Annotated in this window: 14 protein-coding genes and 1 tRNA gene; 11 read left to right on the plus strand and 4 right to left on the minus strand. The window is 62.4% G+C overall.

Annotated elements, in window-relative coordinates:
• A partial coding sequence (locus tag QKE30_RS09745) for an IS3 family transposase (protein WP_347934688.1) occupies positions 1–773 on the plus strand: 773 nt, incomplete at its 5' end.
• A 226-nt stretch (positions 774–999) separates the two neighbouring features.
• Here the strand turns inward: QKE30_RS09745 and QKE30_RS09750 are convergent.
• A tRNA-Leu gene (locus QKE30_RS09750) sits at positions 1,000–1,082 on the minus strand.
• A 357-nt stretch (positions 1,083–1,439) separates the two neighbouring features.
• Between QKE30_RS09750 and QKE30_RS09755 the strand changes: the two genes are divergently transcribed.
• The 7 genes from QKE30_RS09755 to pknB all read left to right on the plus strand — a co-directional run bounded on the left by QKE30_RS09755 (position 1,440) and on the right by pknB (position 11,786).
• Positions 1,440–2,777: a DUF3662 and FHA domain-containing protein gene (locus tag QKE30_RS09755; protein ID WP_239200998.1), complete on the plus strand. Its 1,338-nt coding sequence runs from the start codon at positions 1,440–1,442 to the stop codon at positions 2,775–2,777.
• Between the two features lie 165 nt (positions 2,778–2,942).
• On the plus strand, positions 2,943–3,440 hold the full coding sequence (locus QKE30_RS09760; protein ID WP_239201019.1) for an FHA domain-containing protein: 498 nt from the start codon (positions 2,943–2,945) through the stop codon (positions 3,438–3,440).
• Complete coding sequence (locus QKE30_RS09765) at positions 3,437–5,038, plus strand: protein phosphatase 2C domain-containing protein (protein ID WP_255717215.1); 1,602 nt, start codon at positions 3,437–3,439, stop codon at positions 5,036–5,038. Before QKE30_RS09760 ends, QKE30_RS09765 begins: the two co-directional genes overlap by 4 nt.
• A 2-nt stretch (positions 5,039–5,040) precedes the next feature.
• Positions 5,041–6,348, plus strand: a complete 1,308-nt coding sequence (locus QKE30_RS09770; protein ID WP_239200996.1) for an FtsW/RodA/SpoVE family cell cycle protein — start codon at positions 5,041–5,043, stop codon at positions 6,346–6,348.
• Positions 6,345–7,793, plus strand: coding sequence for a penicillin-binding protein 2 (locus QKE30_RS09775; RefSeq protein WP_239200991.1), 1,449 nt, complete (start codon positions 6,345–6,347; stop codon positions 7,791–7,793). Before QKE30_RS09770 ends, QKE30_RS09775 begins: the two co-directional genes overlap by 4 nt.
• Before the next feature lie 3 nt (positions 7,794–7,796).
• Positions 7,797–9,458, plus strand: a complete 1,662-nt coding sequence (locus tag QKE30_RS09780) for a serine/threonine-protein kinase (protein ID WP_347934689.1) — start codon at positions 7,797–7,799, stop codon at positions 9,456–9,458.
• 141 nt (positions 9,459–9,599) lie between these two features.
• Positions 9,600–11,786: a Stk1 family PASTA domain-containing Ser/Thr kinase gene (gene pknB, locus QKE30_RS09785; RefSeq protein WP_347934690.1), complete on the plus strand. Its 2,187-nt coding sequence runs from the start codon at positions 9,600–9,602 to the stop codon at positions 11,784–11,786.
• A gap of 71 nt (positions 11,787–11,857) precedes the next feature.
• On the opposite strand, the gene QKE30_RS09790 is transcribed toward pknB, so the two are convergent.
• A complete protein-coding gene (locus QKE30_RS09790) occupies positions 11,858–12,586 on the minus strand; it encodes a gamma-glutamyl-gamma-aminobutyrate hydrolase family protein (RefSeq protein WP_239200989.1) in 729 nt (242 codons plus the stop codon).
• Positions 12,587–12,725: 139 nt separating this feature from the next.
• Between QKE30_RS09790 and crgA the strand changes: the two genes are divergently transcribed.
• The gene (gene crgA, locus QKE30_RS09795; protein WP_239200987.1) at positions 12,726–12,998 is read left to right on the plus strand and encodes a cell division protein CrgA; all 273 of its coding nucleotides are present in this window, start codon (positions 12,726–12,728) and stop codon (positions 12,996–12,998) included.
• A gap of 40 nt (positions 12,999–13,038) precedes the next feature.
• On the opposite strand, the gene QKE30_RS09800 is transcribed toward crgA, so the two are convergent.
• On the minus strand, positions 13,039–13,764 hold the full coding sequence (locus tag QKE30_RS09800; protein WP_239200986.1) for a rhomboid family intramembrane serine protease: 726 nt from the start codon (positions 13,762–13,764) through the stop codon (positions 13,039–13,041).
• Between the two features lie 7 nt (positions 13,765–13,771).
• Positions 13,772–14,296 (minus strand): peptidylprolyl isomerase, encoded by a 525-nt coding sequence (locus QKE30_RS09805; protein ID WP_005292634.1) that lies wholly within the window; start codon positions 14,294–14,296, stop codon positions 13,772–13,774.
• A 156-nt stretch (positions 14,297–14,452) separates the two neighbouring features.
• Between QKE30_RS09805 and QKE30_RS09810 the strand changes: the two genes are divergently transcribed.
• Both QKE30_RS09810 and QKE30_RS09815 read left to right on the plus strand, forming a co-directional pair.
• The gene (locus QKE30_RS09810) at positions 14,453–15,994 is read left to right on the plus strand and encodes a hypothetical protein (protein WP_347934691.1); all 1,542 of its coding nucleotides are present in this window, start codon (positions 14,453–14,455) and stop codon (positions 15,992–15,994) included.
• 49 nt (positions 15,995–16,043) lie between these two features.
• Positions 16,044–17,609: an anthranilate synthase component I family protein gene (locus tag QKE30_RS09815; RefSeq protein WP_239200982.1), complete on the plus strand. Its 1,566-nt coding sequence runs from the start codon at positions 16,044–16,046 to the stop codon at positions 17,607–17,609.
• Positions 17,610–17,702 lie beyond the last annotated feature (93 nt).

The following is a 17,702-nucleotide window of genomic DNA, read 5'->3' on the forward strand; positions in this document are numbered from 1 at the left end:
ATGCTGTGCTGGTTGAACGCATTGGTGCTATTCATCGGGATAATTACGGTGTCTACGGTGTGCGGAAAATGTGGCATGCTCTTCATCGTGACGGAATCGATATCGGTCGTGAACAAACCGCGCGGCTGATGCGTCTAGCCGGTGTATCAGGCAAAGGCAAAGGCCGCTCGCCTATGACCACTCGCACACCTCAAAGGCCGGATTTGCGCCCGGACTTGGTGGAGCGAGAATTCAAAGCCGAAGGCCCGAACAAGCTGTGGGTGGCTGACATTACCTACGTTCGCACGAAGAAAAGCTTTGTGTACGCCGCGTTCGTCACCGATGTTTACTCCCGACGGATCGTTGGGTGGGCGTTATCAGATTCCATGCGCACCGAAGCGTTGCCACTGCAAGCTCTCAACCAGGCGATCGCGTGTGCTGAGGAAACAACAAGTCTCATTCACCATTCGGATCACGGCTCGCAGTATGTCAGCGTTGTCTACAACGAGCGTCTTGCCCAGCACGGGATTGCCGCTTCCACCGGAACTGTCGGGGATTCTTATGACAATGCTCTGGCTGAAAACGTTAACGGCTCCTACAACAACGAGCTGATCCATACTCGCAGGTGGAATGACGTTGTCGAGGTAGAAATCGCGACGTTCGAGTGGGTGTCATGGTGGAACGAGACGAGGCTTCACCAAAGCTTGGGATACCGAACCCCAGTCGAAGTGGAAACCGAATTTTGGGAGCAGCACCCGCCGCAAGCAATAATAGAAATCAAGGCAAATGCCTAGGAACAAAACCCGGGGCACTTCACTTTGATGCGACGAAGTTGACGACTACCAAAGCCAACCCATAGGTTCCCGATACCCAATCAGTCTCCATGCCTGGGATTCTCCCACTCCATCCCCACAAGTACGATTCTCGGCATGACCCCACAGAAAAACAGAAGAAACCGGAGGTCACTAACCCTTTCGAGTTTGTTACCTCCGGTGTCGCAGTTTGTTCAACTGCTCGCTGTGGGCGAAGGGGGACTTGAACCCCCACGTCCCGAAGGACACTGGCACCTGAAGCCAGCGCGTCTGCCATTCCGCCACTCGCCCGAGTGACTATGTAGGACACATGGTATTCACCACAGTGTTTACACTGTCTTGCCTACTGAAACCACACATTCCTAACCGGAATCTGTGCTCGCTGGCAACGAAATGAAACTCTAGCACGATGCGCGCCCACTTCCAAAAAACGCATCTGACCTGCGCGAAAATGCACGTTACCCGTCACTACCCCTATAATGGCCAACTACACACTCGCAGCATCAGGGTATGGCTGCACAGCACAACCTGCCACTCGGTGCCCGCGGCTTTCGTCATACAGCGCCCCGCCAGGCACAACTAGCGCCAGGCATTTAAGGCATGCGACTGCAGTGGAAAACACAGGACGACACAGGAGGACTACGGACAATGAGTCTGTTTGGACGTTTCAAGAAGCTCGACAGCTCGCTTCAGCGCGGGCTGGATAACGGCTTCGCACGTGTCTTCGGCGGTGAGGTTGTTCCAACCGAGATCGACGAGGTTCTTAAGCAGTACGCCGAAGAGTCCGTCATGACGGATGCCCAGGACCAGCGTTTGGCCCCCAGCTACTTCCAGGTACTCGTCAGCACCCGCGACTACGCAAGCCTCACCGAGTCCCGCCCGCGCTTGGCCGAGGAGATGGGCGATCGCCTGAGCCGCTTCATTCGTAACCAGGGCTGGCGCACAAACGAGCCGGTCAAGGTGAACCTTTCCGCCCACAACGGCTTGCACTCCGGACAGATGCGTGCCGACGCCCGCTTTGACGTTCCGCGCACCAAAAATGGCTCCAGCTCAAACGTCGCTATTGGCGAAGATGCCGGTGCGGCGGCGGGCAGCCAACCTTCTCACGGCAACCCAGACGGTGGATATAGCGATTCCTACCCGCAAGCTGTTCAAGACGACGGTCGTCCGGAATGGCCGTCGTCGCAGCCCGGCGAGCGTTCGTTAGTCTCTCATGATTATGACGCCCCTAGCTCCAACGACGACCCTTCCAGCGATGCTCACCACCCCAACTCCGGGCGGTCTCTAGGGGATCTGGTTTCGTCGGCGGATGCACAGCACCACCACGACGAGTCGGCCGGCGCTACTGGCGCCGCCGCTGCAAGCGCAGTCGGCGCTGGGGCTGCCGGGGCAGCAAGTGTGCACCGTGCCGCCCCGGATTTCGCGCGCAACCAGTGGACGGACCAGGCGCAGCAAGCGGAAGATTCTGAGTACCCGGCATCCCCGGTATCCCAGGAACCCCAGGAATCTTGGGATTCCCGCGACTACCAAGCCCAGGACGAACAGAAGGAAAGCGCCGTGCACAACCAGCAGAACTGGCAGGGCCAGCAGGAAGGCAATGATTTCGAACGTCCTGTGAGCTACCCGGGCACCGAAGTCATTGTGCAGTCCACTCCCTCCCCCGTACGCGGAGGCGTGGGCGCGGACAGCGGCGAGAGCGAACTGCGGGTCACCCTCACGCTGCACGATGGCTCCGACCGCACCTACGAACTACGCAAGGGCAGCAACATCATCGGACGTGGCAACGGAGTAGATCTGCGCATCCCCGATACCGGTGTCTCCCGCCAGCACGCAGACATCACCTGGGACGGCTACGATGCGGTACTGACGGACCTGCAGTCCACCAACGGCACCTCCGTTAACGGCACCCCGATCGAAAACTGGCTGTTGGCCAGCGGCGACGTGATTTCGCTGGGCCACTCTGAAATCGGCGTGGAGTTCCACTAACCCTATTTTTCCTTTCCGCCCTACTCCTTCAGGTTCATCTAAACTAGGCTATTCACATACACATGTACCCCTCGGGGCTATGTGCGCCTGTGTTTATTGAGTGGTTCATGGAGTACTCACCGAGTGCTCACCGAACCTTCCGACCTTAATGAGGAGTTGAATACCGTGCAGACCACACTACTTTTGCTGGTCAAGATTGGCCTGCTGCTTTTGCTGTGGTTCTTCATCTGGATGACTGTTCGCTCCCTCAAAAAGGATGCGGATCGCACCTCTGGCTTGACTCCCGCCGGGATGGCTCCCATCGCGGCGGGATACGGCAGTCCCATGAACGAGCCCTCCTCTTCCGGCCATGCTTTCCGCAGACACAAGGCGCCTAGTTCCCTGGAGCTCACCAGCGGTCCGCTGACCGGCACCACGCTGAACCTCAAGGGATATCAGGACGTCTCCATCGGTCGCTCGCAGTCGTGCACGCTGGTGCTGGAGGATGATTTTGCCTCCGGCACTCACGCGCGTCTGATCCGCCGCGGCTCGGATTGGTACGTCGAAGACCTCGACTCCCGCAACGGCACCTGGATCGGTAACGAGCGCCTGGACCAGCCCGTTAAGCTTTCCGCCGGTATGGAAATCCGCATCGGCCAAACCCACGTGAGGATGGACGCATGACCGAGGGCAAGAACGGAAACATCGGGCGCACGCTGAACTATGCCGCGTGCTCTGACCGTGGCCTGGTCCGCGGCAACAACGAGGACTCCGCCTATGCCGGCCCGCGTCTGCTGGCTTTGGCTGACGGCATGGGGGGCCACGCCGCCGGCGAGGTTGCCTCCCAGTTCCTCATCAATGCCCTCAGTCCCCTGGATTCCCCGCTGATTGACGAGCCCAACAACCGCGATCAGTTGGAAAATTTGCTGGCCACGGCCACGGATGAGGGCAACCAGGACATCGCCGCACACGTCGACGAGCACCCAAACTTGGATGGCATGGGCTGCACCCTGACCTCCATGCTCTTCCGCGAGGACGAGGTCGCCATCTGCCACATCGGCGACTCCCGCGGCTACGTGCTGCGCGACGGCGAGCTGCGTCAGGTCACCAAGGACGACACGTTCGTCCAGTCCCTCGTCGACGAGGGCAAGCTCGATCCCGAGGACGTCAGCAGTCACCCGCAGCGTTCCCTCATCCTCAAGGCCCTCACCGGCCGTCCCGTCGAACCCACCCTGTGGCGTGAAAAAACGCAGGTCGGTGACCGCTTCATGCTCTGCTCCGACGGGCTTTCGGATCCGGTCAGCATCGACACGATCCGCGAGGTTCTCTCTCACGGCACCCCGGAGAAGGCTGCCCGCAAGCTCATTGAGATGGCACTGCGTGGCGGTGGCCCGGACAACGTCACCGTTGTTGTTGCCGATGTTGTTGGTTTTGACGCCGACTCCAACGCCCCGACAGACCCGGAGCTCACCCTGCCACCCCGCCCGGTGATGGCGGGTGCTATTGCAGGTGAGGCAGTGGATATGCCACGCCCGAATTCTTCGGCAGCCCGCGCAGCAGCTATTCAGGGGCTGTCGACGGCGGCGTCACCAAAAAAGGACGAGGAAGACGACGAGCCCGAACCTGCGACGGCCAACGGTGGCCACGATCACACAGGTAACGGCAACAACGTCCACGACGATGGCCACAGCGTAGGCGATGCAGAGCCCAGCGCGGCCAAGAAGCCGAAGAAATCCCGGCGCGGACTGTGGGTGACGCTGGCGATCATCCTGGCCGTTGTGCTGGCCGGCGGTGCGGTGACCTATGTGATGTACCAGCGAGTGAAGGACACGTACTACGTCACCGCGGATAACTCGCAGATCAAGGTGATGAACGGCACTGATTCTTCCGTAATGGGATTCAAGCTGAACTCTGTGCACCAGGACGTCTGCCTGGACGACGAAGGCAAGGCGACCTTCGTGGATCCGGGTGCGGGTGGCGACTGCCACCTGTTTAAGACCTCCGATCTGACTCCGGCGGCGCAGGGCGCACTGTCGGATCTGCCGGAGGATTCCTACGACAAGGTCACCGGTCAGGTCAACCGTTTGGCGGAGCAAACTTTGCCGGTCTGTGTGACGCGGGTGCCGGCAGACGGAGACAAGAGCGGCAAGGACGGCGAAGACGACAAGGAAAAGGCCAAGAGCGACTCCGATAAGGAGAAGAGCAAGAAGGACAGAGAAAAGAACAGCGACGCGCCCGAAGACCTCACGACCCCCGGAGTCTCCTGCCGCGAGGTGAAGTAACCATGAAGCTTTTTAGCCGACGCACCGAGGCTGGCCTGTTGCTGCTGGCCGCCATCGTTTTGCTGCTGGCCATCGTGGCCCTGGAGATCTCGCAGGGCAAGGAAATCAGCTCTGAGGTTTTCTACCTGGTCGGCGCATTCTTCGTAACCTTCCTGGTGGCGCATCTGGTGGTGTGCTGGACGGCTCCGGAGGCCGACCAGATCATGCTGCCGATCGCGGCCCTACTCAACGGCCTGGGGCTGGTGATGATCTACCGGCTGGACCTGGGATCGGGCCTCACGCTGGCGAAGTCGCAGATCATGTGGACCGCCCTGGGTGTGATCCTGTTCTGCCTGGTGATTAGCTTCCTGCGGGATCATCGCTCGCTGCAGAACTACTCGTATCTGCTGGGTCTGGCGGGCCTCATCCTGACGGCCCTGCCGATCGTCTGGCCTACCTCTCTGAACGCGGACGCAAAAGTGTGGATCAGCATCGGCCCGTTCTCGATCCAGCCCGGCGAGTTTGCAAAGATCATGCTGCTGCTGTTCTTCGCCGCGCTGCTGGTGAATAAGCGCCGTCTGTTCAACGTAGCCGGCAAGTCCTTCCTGGGTTTGCAGTTCCCACGTCTGCGCGACCTGGGTCCACTGTTTCTGGTGTGGGGAATCGCGCTGATGATCATGGCCGCGCAGAATGACTTCGGCCCGGCCCTGCTGTTGTTCGGCACCGTGCTGGGCATGCTATACATCGCCACCGGTCGCGCCTCCTGGCTGGTGCTGGGCCTCGGCCTGGCTTTCATCGGTGCATTCGGCGTGTACCAGATCTCGGACAAGATCCAGAATCGCGTGTCCAACTTTGTGGATCCGCTGGCGAACTACGACGGCAACGGCTTCCAGCTCTCCCAGGCCCTGTTCGGCATGTCCTTCGGTGGCGTGACCGGCCGCGGCCTGGGCGAGGGCTACCCGAACAACATCCCCGTCGCGCACTCCGACTTCATCCTGGCCGCCATCGGCGAGGAGCTGGGGCTGATCGGCTTGGCAGGCGTGCTGCTGGCCTACGCGGTCTTCGTGTCGCGCGGCTTCAACACTGCCATGCGGGCCCGCGATTCCTATGGCAAGCTCGTCGCCGCGGGTCTGGCACTGACGATCGCCATCCAGGTTTTCGTGGTCACCGGCGGTATTTCCCGCCTGCTGCCCATGACCGGCCTCACCACGCCGTTCCTGTCGCACGGTGGTTCGTCACTGTTGGCGAACTACATCCTGTTGGCAATTATTCTTCGTATTTCTCATGACGCCCGCACACCCCTGGCCATTAAGGAAAGAGAGGAAGCATGAACCGCTCCATCCGCGCGGTAGCCATCTTTAGCTTCATCTTGGTGGTCGCCCTCATCGCAAACCTGACCTACATCCAAGGCTTCCAGCAGAAGTCGCTGGCGCAGAATCCGCTGAATTCGCGTCAATTCCTAGAGGCGAAGTCGAAGGAACGCGGCAGCATCATCGCCGGCGACCAGGTGCTAGCCAGGTCCGTGAAGGATTCCGACGACTTCTACGACCGCGAGTACCCGTACATGTCCGCCAAGTACGGCTCCGTAATCGGCTACCTGTCTGACCAGTACGGTGCCTCGGGTATCGAGTCTTCCCAGAACTCCATCCTCACCGGCGAGGACGATTCCCTGTTCGCCACCCGCACGTGGGACATGCTGACGGGCAAGGAGGCCGGCGGGGCGAACGTGGAGCTCACGCTCAACCCGCAGGTGCAGGAGGTCGCCTACGACCAGCTGGCCAACAAGGGCTACTCCGGTTCCGTGGTGGCTCTGCGCCCGTCCACGGGCGAAGTGCTGGCGATGGCCAGCACCCCCTCGGCCGACCCGGCACAGATCGTCGGCCCGCCAGCCGAGCAGGCCAAGACGAACTTTGAGAACTACGCCAACGACGATTCCGCTCTGCTGTTGAACCGCTCCACGCAGCAGATCCAGCCGCCGGGCTCGACGTTCAAGGTCATCACCACCGCGGCTGCCCTGGAGGAAGGCGACACCCCGGAGACCTCAGTGACCGCCGCACCGCAGATCACCCTGCCGGATACGGCCACGACCCTGGAGAACTACGGCGGCGCGGCCTGTGGCGGCGGTGGCACCACCACCCTGCGCGAGGCCTTCAAGCGTTCCTGCAACACTGCCTTCGTGGACATCTCCACCCGCCACGGCGCGGATAAGTTCAAGAAGATTTCCGAGAACTTCGGCATCGGGGAAAAGGACGACTACCTGGGCCTGCCGGTGGAGCCCTCCCGCCTGGGTGACATCCCGGACGGTGCGGCCCTCGGCCAGTCCTCCATCGGCCAGCGCGACGTGGCGCTGACCCCGCTGCAGAATGCGGTGATCGCCGCGACCATCGCCAACGGTGGTGTGCGCATGAAGCCTTACCTGGTCAGCAAGATCACCGGCCGCGATCTTTCCACCCTGCGGACCACCAAGCCGCAGAAGGCCCAGCGCGCGATGCCGGAGAAAACGGCCGATACCTTGAAGGATCTAATGGTGGAGGCCGAGAAGTGGGCCGGCGGCGATGCCTCCATCGCTTCGAAGACAGGTACTGCTGAGCACGGCGAAGATTCCCGCAACTCCAAGCCACACGCCTGGTACATCGCCTTTTCCACTACGGCCGACGTGGCGGTAGCCGTTCTGGTGGAAAATGGTGGCGACCGCGGGCAAGCAGCTACCGGTGGTTCGGTGGCCGGCCCCATCGGCCGAGCCGTCATCCACGCAGCTGAGAAGGAGCAGCAGTAGGCCATGAGCGATTCCCGTCAACCCGACCGTACAGAGATTGAGCGTACGCAGCGGCTTCTGGGCAAACGCTTCGAGCTGCAGTGGATCATCGGCCGCGGCGGTATGTCCACCGTATGGCTTGCCCACGATGTCGAGCAGCAGCGCGATGTAGCCGTCAAAATCCTCAAGCCGGAGTACACGGAAAACGAGGAGTTCCGTGCGCGCTTCCGTAACGAGGCCTCCGCTGCTCAGGACCTCGACAGCCCTAACGTCGTAAGAACCTACGACTCCGGCGAGGTCGAGGACCCGGACAACGGTACGGTGTTTTGCTACATCATCATGGAGTACATCCGTGGCGAGTCCCTAGCCGATGTGCTCTCGCGCGAATCCTCGCTGCCGCAGAATCTGGCGCTAGACGTATTGACGCAAACAGCCGCGGGGCTAAAGGCCATCCACGAAGCCGGACTGGTGCACCGCGACATTAAGCCGGGCAACCTATTGATCACCTCCGATGGTTTCGTGAAGATCACGGACTTCGGCATTGCCAAGGCCGCCGCCGCGGTGCCGTTGACCCGCACGGGCATGGTGGTTGGTACCGCCCAGTACGTATCCCCCGAGCAGGCGCAAGGCGACCAGGTCGGCCCGGCCAGCGACGTGTACTCCTTGGGCGTGGTCGGCTTCGAGATGCTGGCGGGCTACCGTCCGTTCTCCGGCGAATCCACCGTGTCCGTAGCAATCAAGCACATCTCCGAAACCCCACCGGAGCTGCCGGAAGTGGTCGACCCCAACCTGCGGGAATTGATCAAAGTCTGCCTGCGCAAGAATCCGCGGACGCGCTACGCCGACGGCGCGGAACTTGTCGCCGCCACTGTCATGGTGGCCGAGGGCAAGCAACCCCCGTCCCCGCACAACGTGCCGAACGTCAGCACCGAACCGCACCCGCTGACCGAGCAGCTGGGCAACGTTGCCAGCGGGCCGGGAACTCGAGTGCCTTCAGAGTCGGGGCCCGGGTACGGGCCGGGATCAGAGCACGGGCCAGGTCAAGGTTCCGGTTACCCTGGCCCCTCCGGCCCGGCTGCCGGTGCAGGTGCTCCGGCCACGGGCGCGGGCTACCCCGCGACTGCACGCGGGGCGGGTGGGGCGCAGGGGGCGTCACCAAGAAAAAACCGCTTGATCATCGCGGTGCTGGCCCTGGTGAGCATCCTCGCGCTTGCGCTGGCCACCTTCCTGCTGACCAGCGGTGGCGACGACGAAGCGCCGAACCCGTCAACGATGACCGTAACCAACGAGGTCACAACCAGCCCGACGGAGGAGGAAGAAGATCCGACCAACCCGGGTGGCAACGCCCCCGCGCCGGTAAACCCGGTGCCGACGGACACGACGAATGGCCCGGAACCCGCACCGGGGACCGAGACCACGTCGGAACCGCCGGAGACCTCCGACGAACGCGAGCCTTCGTTCCCCACTTTGCCGACCATCCCGAATGGCGGAGGGCGCGGCAACGACAGTGACAACGGCAACGGTGGAAATGGTGGTCAGGGCGGCAATGGCGGCAACCACAACACTGCTCGCCCGAACCAACCCGGCCGCCCGCAGACGAACGATAACGCAACCTCGGCGGACAACGATGTACCTGCCGAATTACGCAATAGGGAGGCCGATCCGGAAAGCCAGCCAGTGCTTTAAGCGTTTAAGCACGATTCTTTTTAGCAATGTAAAAGGGATAGAACTATGTCCATACAACAAGTTGGACTAGGATTTGTTAATCAAAGTGACTAGAAAATCATTCTGGGGTTAGCTACAGAAGCAGACAAAGGAGCAGAAGGCGTGGACCGAAACGGCACAACCTTGGGCGGACGATACCGCCTCGGTGCCAAGATCGGCACTGGTGGCATGTCCGACGTGTACGCCGCTACCGATGAACTGCTGGGCCGCGATGTGGCGGTAAAGATGATGCGCCCTGATCTGGCGCGCGACACCACCTTCCTGGAGCGCTTCCGCCGCGAGGCTCAAAATGCCGCGAAGCTGAACCACCCCGCCATCGTCGCCGTTTACGACACGGGTCAGACCCCGGACGAGGACGGTGCGGTGCCGTACATCGTCATGGAGCGCGTGCACGGCGAAACCCTGCGCGACATCATCCAGGACTCCGGGAAGATGAGCCTGAACGATGCCGCGGCGGTCATGTCCCAGGTCTGCTCGGCGCTGTACTTCTCGCACGAGGCGGGCATCATTCACCGCGACATCAAGCCCGCGAACGTGATGATCACCAACACCGGCGCGGTGAAGGTCATGGACTTCGGCATCGCACGCGCGCTGAGCGATAGCTCCTCTGCCATGACGCAAACCGCCGCCGTCATCGGCACCGCCCAGTACCTTTCCCCCGAGCAGGCACGCGGCCAGTCCGCCGACGCACGTTCGGATATTTACGCCGCCGGTTGCGTGTTCTACGAGCTGGCCACGGGCAAGGCTCCCTTCCACGGCGAGTCCCCACTGTCCGTTGCCTTCCAGCACGTGCAGGAAAACCCGGAGGCGCCGTCCCAGGTTCCGGGCATGCACCTGTCGAAGCGCGAGGCTTTGAGCCTGGACTCCATCACTCTGACCGCTATGGCGAAGTCGCCGTCGGATCGTTATGACGACGCGCAAGAGATGGCGACGGATCTGAAGCGCCTTTCCGAAGACCAACTGCCGCTGGTCGCCCAGGCCTATACCAATGACGCCGACTCGGCCGATGCTGGTTCCCACACCGCAGGCCGCGCTGCTGCCGGTGCCGCTGGCGCCGCGGGGCTGGCCGCCGGTGCAGCCGCGGCGGGCGCGCTCGCGAATGAAGACGACGCGCAGACCTCCGTGATCCCCGCCAGCCACAACACAGCCAACGGTGCCGCTGCTGGAGCCGGAGCAGCTGGGGCCGGAGCCGCTGGTAACGGTGGCGGCGACGGCTACTACAACAGCGATTACAGCGGCGATTATGATGGCGGCGACGATTATTACGACGACTATGACGCCGACTACGACGATGATTATGACGGCGAGTACGACGACGAGTACTACGAGGATGAGCCCAAGCGTCGCTGGTGGGCGCCCATCGCTTGGGTGGCGGGTATCGCCGCAGTAATCGCCGGTGGTTACTTTGCCTACCAGGCATTTACCGGCGACGATGAGCCAGAGAAGCCTATCGAAGCCGAGCAGGTGAAGATCCCGCTCGTGGCCAACAAGGACCGTGCCGAGGCGGAGAAGATCCTCAAGGACGCGGGCTTCGAGGTAACGGTCGAGGAAACCACGCACGACAAGATCGCGCGCGGCAAGGCTATCGGCACCGACCCAGCGGCTAACGCATCCGTGGCTCGCGGCACCGAGATCAAGCTGCTGGTCTCCAGCGGCCGAGAGATCACCGACGTGCCGGACCTGACGGGCAAGACCACCGAGGAAGCAGTCCAGCTTCTGAAGGATGCCAAGCTGGTTCTGAACAAGGAAGTCAAGGAAGAAGCCAGCGATGACGTGCCGAAGGGCAAGATCATCACGCAAACTCCGCCGCAGGGTTCGCAGGTCTCTGCGGGCACGAAGGTGACCATCACCGTCTCCACGGGCCCGGAGGACGTTCGCGTACCTGTAGTCACCGGCCAGCAGCTCGCAGATGCCCGGGAGAACCTGGAATCCGCCGGCTTCAAGGTGGTTGTGAACCATGTCGATTCTGTGGAGCGGAAGGACCAAGTGCTCTCCGCCAGCAGCGAGGGTGAGAAGCTGCCGAAGGGCAGCGAGATCACCCTGGAGGTATCCCTGGGCAACCAGTTCGAGATGCCTTCTCTGCAGGGCAAGAAGTTCGGTGACGTGTTCCGCGAGCTGCAGGCCGCCGGCTGGCGTGGCACTCCGGAGCAGCTACACCGGGAGAACAAGAACACCACGGATCTGGGTCGCGTAGACGAGGTCGCACAGCAGTCCGTCCACAGTGGTGAAGTAGTCAAGCGGGACGAGGACATCACCGTCACGGTGTACGTCTTCAACCTGCTGCCCTAGCAGCAGCGGCGGCGCCCCTGGGCAGCCTCACAGAGCGAGCGCCCTAGAGCCGGTGCTCTAAAAAGGGCACCCTAAAGCACCGAGGCTTCGGCGCTGATCGCGCCGGTAACCTCCAGTTGCTCCTGCACCAGGCGGTCCACCAGCTCAGCAGGCACTACCTCGCCCTTGCCGCTCAACCGCCCGGCTTCGTTCAGCCAGTTCGCCAGCATCAGGTGGCCGTACTGCGTCATCACGGACTCGGGGTGGAACTGCACGGAGTGGATCGGCAGCGACTGGTGGCGCATCGCCATGATCATGCCGGAATCGGAGGTCGCCGTGACCTTTAGCTCCTCCGGGACGGTGCCCGGATCAACGGTGAGCGAGTGGTAGCGCGTCACGCGGAACGGGCTCGGCACTCCGGCTAGCACGCCGGTGCCGTCATGGGCCACGGGCGAGGTCTTGCCGTGGAAAAGCTCGTCTGCCCGCACGACCTCCGCGCCGAAGTGCATGCCGATCGCCTGGTGCCCAAGGCACACCCCGAATAGCGGAATCTGCTGTTCAACAGCGATTTTCAGCACATCCAGCATGCGGCCTGCTGCGCTCGGCTCGCCGGGTCCGGGGGATAGCAAAATCGCGTCGAAGCCCTGCATCATATCCGCCAGCGCATCCGTGTCGGCCCCATCGGGGTTGCCGGCGCCGGTGAGCTCGGGGGCGTCATTGCGCAGCACCACACAGTCGTCCCCGCTGAAGCCCAGCTGCCCGATGTATTGCACGAGGTTGTAGACGAAGCTGTCGTAGTTATCGATCACGAGAATGCGCATAGCAAAGAGTTTAGCGCGGCAGCGTGCATGGCTTTGCCGCGGTGTGCTGCTACTATCGTCTGGTACGTATTTTGCCCATGGGCGCTCGGTACCTCGTAGGCCGTCCGCTCCGCAGTCAATCGCTTCGAGGTTTTGAACAATGCCAAAGTCCAAGGTTAATTCCGCTGAGGAGAACTACACTAGCTCCTCTTCCGCGGACCGTCGCACACCCGTGAAGCTGAATTCCAGCGGTACTCCGCGTTGGTACATCGTGCTGATGCTCGCGCTGATGCTTCTGGGCCTGGCCTGGCTGGTTGTTAACTACATTGCCGGCCCGGAGATCCCGTTCATGCGCGATCTGAACGCATGGAACTACCTGATCGGCTTCGCCCTGCTGATCGTGGGTCTGCTAATGACCATGGGTTGGAAGTAGCGCCAAGTTTACTTCCCGGCACTGCCCTAGTTGGGCGACCCTAGTAGTGCCACCCCAGGCCGGTCCATATGGTGAAGGCCAAGATTGCCGTCGCGGCTAGTGCTGCGACGGTCTTTTTTCTTATTGACGCCCCCACGCCCCCGTTGCCGCCCTCCCCAACGGTGCTGGTGATGAGTGCTATGACGGCGCCTCCGGCGAGCCCGCCGATGTGTCCCCATAGCGAAACGTTGGAGTACATGAGGGAGTACCCGAGGTTCACCAGCAGGAGGATGATGGGCCCGCGAAGGTCGCGCTGCCGTATCCGCGACAGGGAGATGAGCATGGCGAACAGTCCGTAGCCGACGGTGGAGGCACCGCCGACAGGGACGTTGGGCTGGAAGTACATGCAGGCCAGCGCGCCGCCAGCGGCGCTGGCGACGATGAGGCTGAGCATGACGGTAGGCCCGTAAAAGCGTTCGACATCGCGGCCGATCAGGAAGATCAGCAGCATGTTGAAGCCCAGGTGGGCGGGGTCCAAATGAACGAATGCGGCGGTAAGGATGCGCCACCATTCACCGAACAAGGTGACGTTGGCGGCGTTGAAGAGCATCTCCTGCCCCAGGTTGTTCGAGCTGAGGCCGAACATGGATCGGCCGTCGAGGGGGCTGGCGATGCTGCCGGATTGAAAAACCGTCACCACGTAGACAAGGCAGCAGGCTGCGATGAATACGTTGGTGACGGAATACCGCCGGCTATTCCGGCGGGCTTGCGCGTCCAGCCACGGCAAGGAGTTTTTACTCCTGGATCTCGACAGACTCGATGACGACGTCGTCGTTCGGGCGGTCCATGCGGTCGGTTGCGACGCGGGAGATCTTTGCGACGACCTTCTGGGACTCCTTGTCGGTGACCTCACCGAAGATGGTGTGGCGGTTGTTCAGGTGCGGGGTGGCCGTCACCGTGATGAAGAACTGGGAGCCGTTGGTGCCGGGGCCAGCGTTGGCCATGGCCAGCAGGAACGGGCGGTCGAACTGCAGCTCCGGGTGGAACTCGTCGCCGAACTGGTAGCCCGGGCCGCCACGACCGGTGCCGGTCGGGTCGCCACCCTGGATCATGAAGCCATCGATGATGCGGTGGAAGATCGCACCGTCGTAGAACGGGCCTTCGTTGGTGCCGGAGGCGTTGGGCTGGGAGTACTCCTTGGTGCCCTGCGCCAGGCCAACGAAGTTGGCTACGGTCTCCGGCGCGTGGTTGCCGAACAGATCGATGGCGATGTCGCCTTGGTTGGTGTGCAGAATTGCGGTTGCAGTCTTATTAGTCACGGTGATCCATTGTACTAAAAAGCCGCGACGGCTTCCGGCGCCTTGGCGACTCAAAAGCTGTATTGCCCATCCCGGTGGGGATTTTTCTTTAGGATGGGTGTTAGCACGAACACATATTGAAATACCCAAATAGATCTCCAAGGAGCATCTCGCACGATGAACCCCACCACGTTGAAGCTGGCGCTGCGCGGCGCCAAGCAGGGTCGCACCATGTTGAATAACCGCAAGGAGTTTAAGCGCCGCCAGGAGTTCGACGCGCTGCAGCAGCTGCGTGACAACCTGGCCACGGAGGGCGAACGAGAGGGCATCATTGCTGGTTCTCCCGCTCACGTGAAGGCCGTCGCGGAGCTCATGCTGAAGGAAGAGGGTGCTGCGTCTGCCCTCGAGCAGGCCCGTGCGGCTGCGGCTGCCCGCAAGCACCACCAGGCGCACCACTCCGACGAGCTCACTGCTGCGGATGTTGCGGACATGAGCTCCACCGGTTCCCAGAACACTGCCGACACTGCTGACAAGGCCGCCGACAAGGCGGACAGGGCTCGTGCGAAGGCCGAAAAGAAGGCCGAGGCCGCAAAGAAGAAGGCCGCGAAGGCACAGGCCAAGGCAGCCAAGAAGACCAAGAAGGTTGAGGGCGAGGCTGCTGGGATGGTGGCGTCACTAAAGAAGAAGGGCGAAGAATTGAACACCGATGAACTGACCGAGAAGCTCGGCGCGGATGCCGAGAAGCTGCGCAAGAAGATCGACAAGCGCACGCAGAAGCTGCGCAACCGTTTCGACGAGGCGCAGGAGAAGGCCCAGAAGAAGGCCGGCAAGAAGGCCAAGAAGCGTGAGCAGAAGATCGCTCAGCTTACCGCTGCGCTGAAGGAAAACGCTCACGATCTGCAGGAACGTGGCCAGACTGCGACCAGCAAGCTGTACGAAGAGGCGGAGTCCCGTGGCGGCGACCTGGCGAAGAGCGCGGAGAAGAACCGCAAGCAGCTGGCCAAGAAGCTGGAGGCCACCAAGAAGAAGGCAGCCAAGCGTGCGCAGAAGCAGACCAAGGGCGCACAGAAGGATGCCCGCAAGCGCGCTGCGAAGCTGGACAAGAAGGTAGCCCGCGCCACCAACAAGGCGCAGAGCAAGGCGCTGGCGAAGGCCGAGAAGAAGGGCCTGAAGAAGCAGGAGAAGAAGCAGAAGGGCGGCCTGTTCGGCAAGTTCCTGCTGCTGGCCATCCTGGTTGCCGCGGGCGCTGCTGCGTTTAAGTTCCTGCGTGGTGGCGAGAACGCTCCGAAGAACTCCCCGAAGGTGCAGGACTTCGCGGACAAGGCCACCGGCGCTGCCGAGAAGGCCAAGGCGAAGGCCGCCGAGACCGCTGACAAGGCTGAGGCGAAGGCCACCGAGGTGAAGGAGACCGCCGAGGCCAAGGTCGACGAGGCTAAGGATGCGAAGGCCGAAGAGGCCAAGACCGAGGAGAAGCAGGCTCCGGCTGCCCCCGCCGCACCGTCCGCACCTGCCCCCGCCGCACCGTCCGCACCTGCCCCGGGTGCACCGGGCGCTCCCGCACCGGGCGTAGCTGTTCCGGGTGCTCCGGCTGCTCCGCAGGCTGGTAGCGACCAGGGCGCTGCCGATGCCACGGATGCGACCGACGCCGCCGAGGCCGACTTCCCGCTGGCCGATGGCCCGGGCGAGGATCCGGACGAGGGCGGCAAGCACCGCCTGTAACCCGCACCCCCACATCGCGCGCTAGATCCGGCGCGCGATAATGGCGTACATGACCCCGCGCCGCCTCACATTCCGCACCATCCCGCTGCCGCAGGCAGACGCTCGGGACATCACCGGAAGTGTCGCGCCGCGGGTCTTTTTGTCTTTATTTAATGACGCCCCCACCGCCGCCTGGCTGGACTCTTCCGGCAACGGCGGCGCCCTCAGTGTGCTGGCAAATAGCGCGGGTCCCCTAGCCCGAACGTGGATGCCACAGGTGGAAAGCTCGAATACGTTCTTCGCGCAGCTCGGAGGCACTTTCGACGAGCCGGTTGAGATTCCGCGAGACTGGCCGTGCGACTTCGCCCTCGGCTGGGTGGGCGCATTGGGATACGGAGTGGAGGACATTGCCCGCTCCCGGGAAGACCATCCGGATGCGGCATTGCTGTTCGCCGACCGGGCGGTCGTGATCGACCACGCACACGCGGTGGCCTATGCAATGGCAATGCTGCCGAGTGCCAAAGATGCCGGGGATGCCGGGAGCACCCACGATGAGCAGCTGGAATGGCTGGACACCACCGTCGCCGAGGTGCGACGGATCGCTGGCGAGGTCTCCGAGACAAGCGGTGCGGGACTGGAAGCCATTCCGGAAACCTTTCCGAGCAGCATTCCGGGCGGTGCACCGCCCCGTGACACGGTGCCCGCCGAGTCCGTGACCATTGAGCGCGCGGCGGCCTTCCGCTTCGACCAGCCGAAGCGGCAGTACCTGGCGAGCATCCAGCGCTGCCTGGATTACATTGCCGCAGGCGATAGCTACGAGGTCTGCCTTACGAATACTGCCCGCGGCCCGGCACTTCGGGAGCTGGCCGGACTGCAGCCCACTCAGCAGCCCGGCGCGAACTCGCCCTACGCACCGTCACCGGAATTACTGGCCTACCTGCGGCTCCGCGAAGTCAGCCCGGTTCCCTATGGCGCATTCCTGCGCTTCGACCGCCCTGGTCAGGCGCCACTGCACATCCTCAGCGCCTCCCCCGAGAGGTTCCTCAAGGTCTCACCGGAGGGAGAGGTCTCCGCCGAGCCGATCAAGGGCACCCGCCCCCGTGGGGAGGACGGAGCGGCGGATGCGAGGGGGCGTCAGGAATTAATGAGCAACCCCAAGGACCGGGCGGAGAACCTGATGATCGTTGACCTGCTGCGCAACGACCTCGGCAGAGTGTGCGTGCCGGGCAGTGTGGAGGTGCCGAAAATTTTTTCGGTGGAGAGTTTCTCGCACGTCCATCAGCTGGTCAGCACCATTACCGGCCAGCTCCGTCCGGGGCTCGGCGCCGTCGACGCGATTGCGGCCAGTTACCCCGGCGGCTCCATGACAGGCGCGCCGAAAATCCGGACGATGGAGATTATCGAGGAGCTGGAGCCGCATCCGCGCGGGTTCTATTCCGGGGCGATCGGCTGGATCTCCCCCAATTCCGCCACAGAGCTGAACATCACGATCCGCACGCTCGTCGACGATGGCGCGGAGTGTTCTTTCGGGGTCGGCGGCGCGATCGTCGCGGACTCGGATCCACTGGCGGAGTACCAGGAAACGCTAGTAAAAGCGGCGGCGCTACTCGATACACTCGGGGGCCAAATCGCCTAACATTCTACTCGAAACATTTTCGAGTACGTTGTTTATCGCAGGTCAGAGGCTCGAAACTTGTTTCTAGTAGGTTTCGAGTACCTTTCGAGTAGC

Source organism: Corynebacterium sp. c24Ua_83, assembly GCF_039907245.1.
GTDB lineage: Bacteria > Actinomycetota > Actinomycetes > Mycobacteriales > Mycobacteriaceae > Corynebacterium.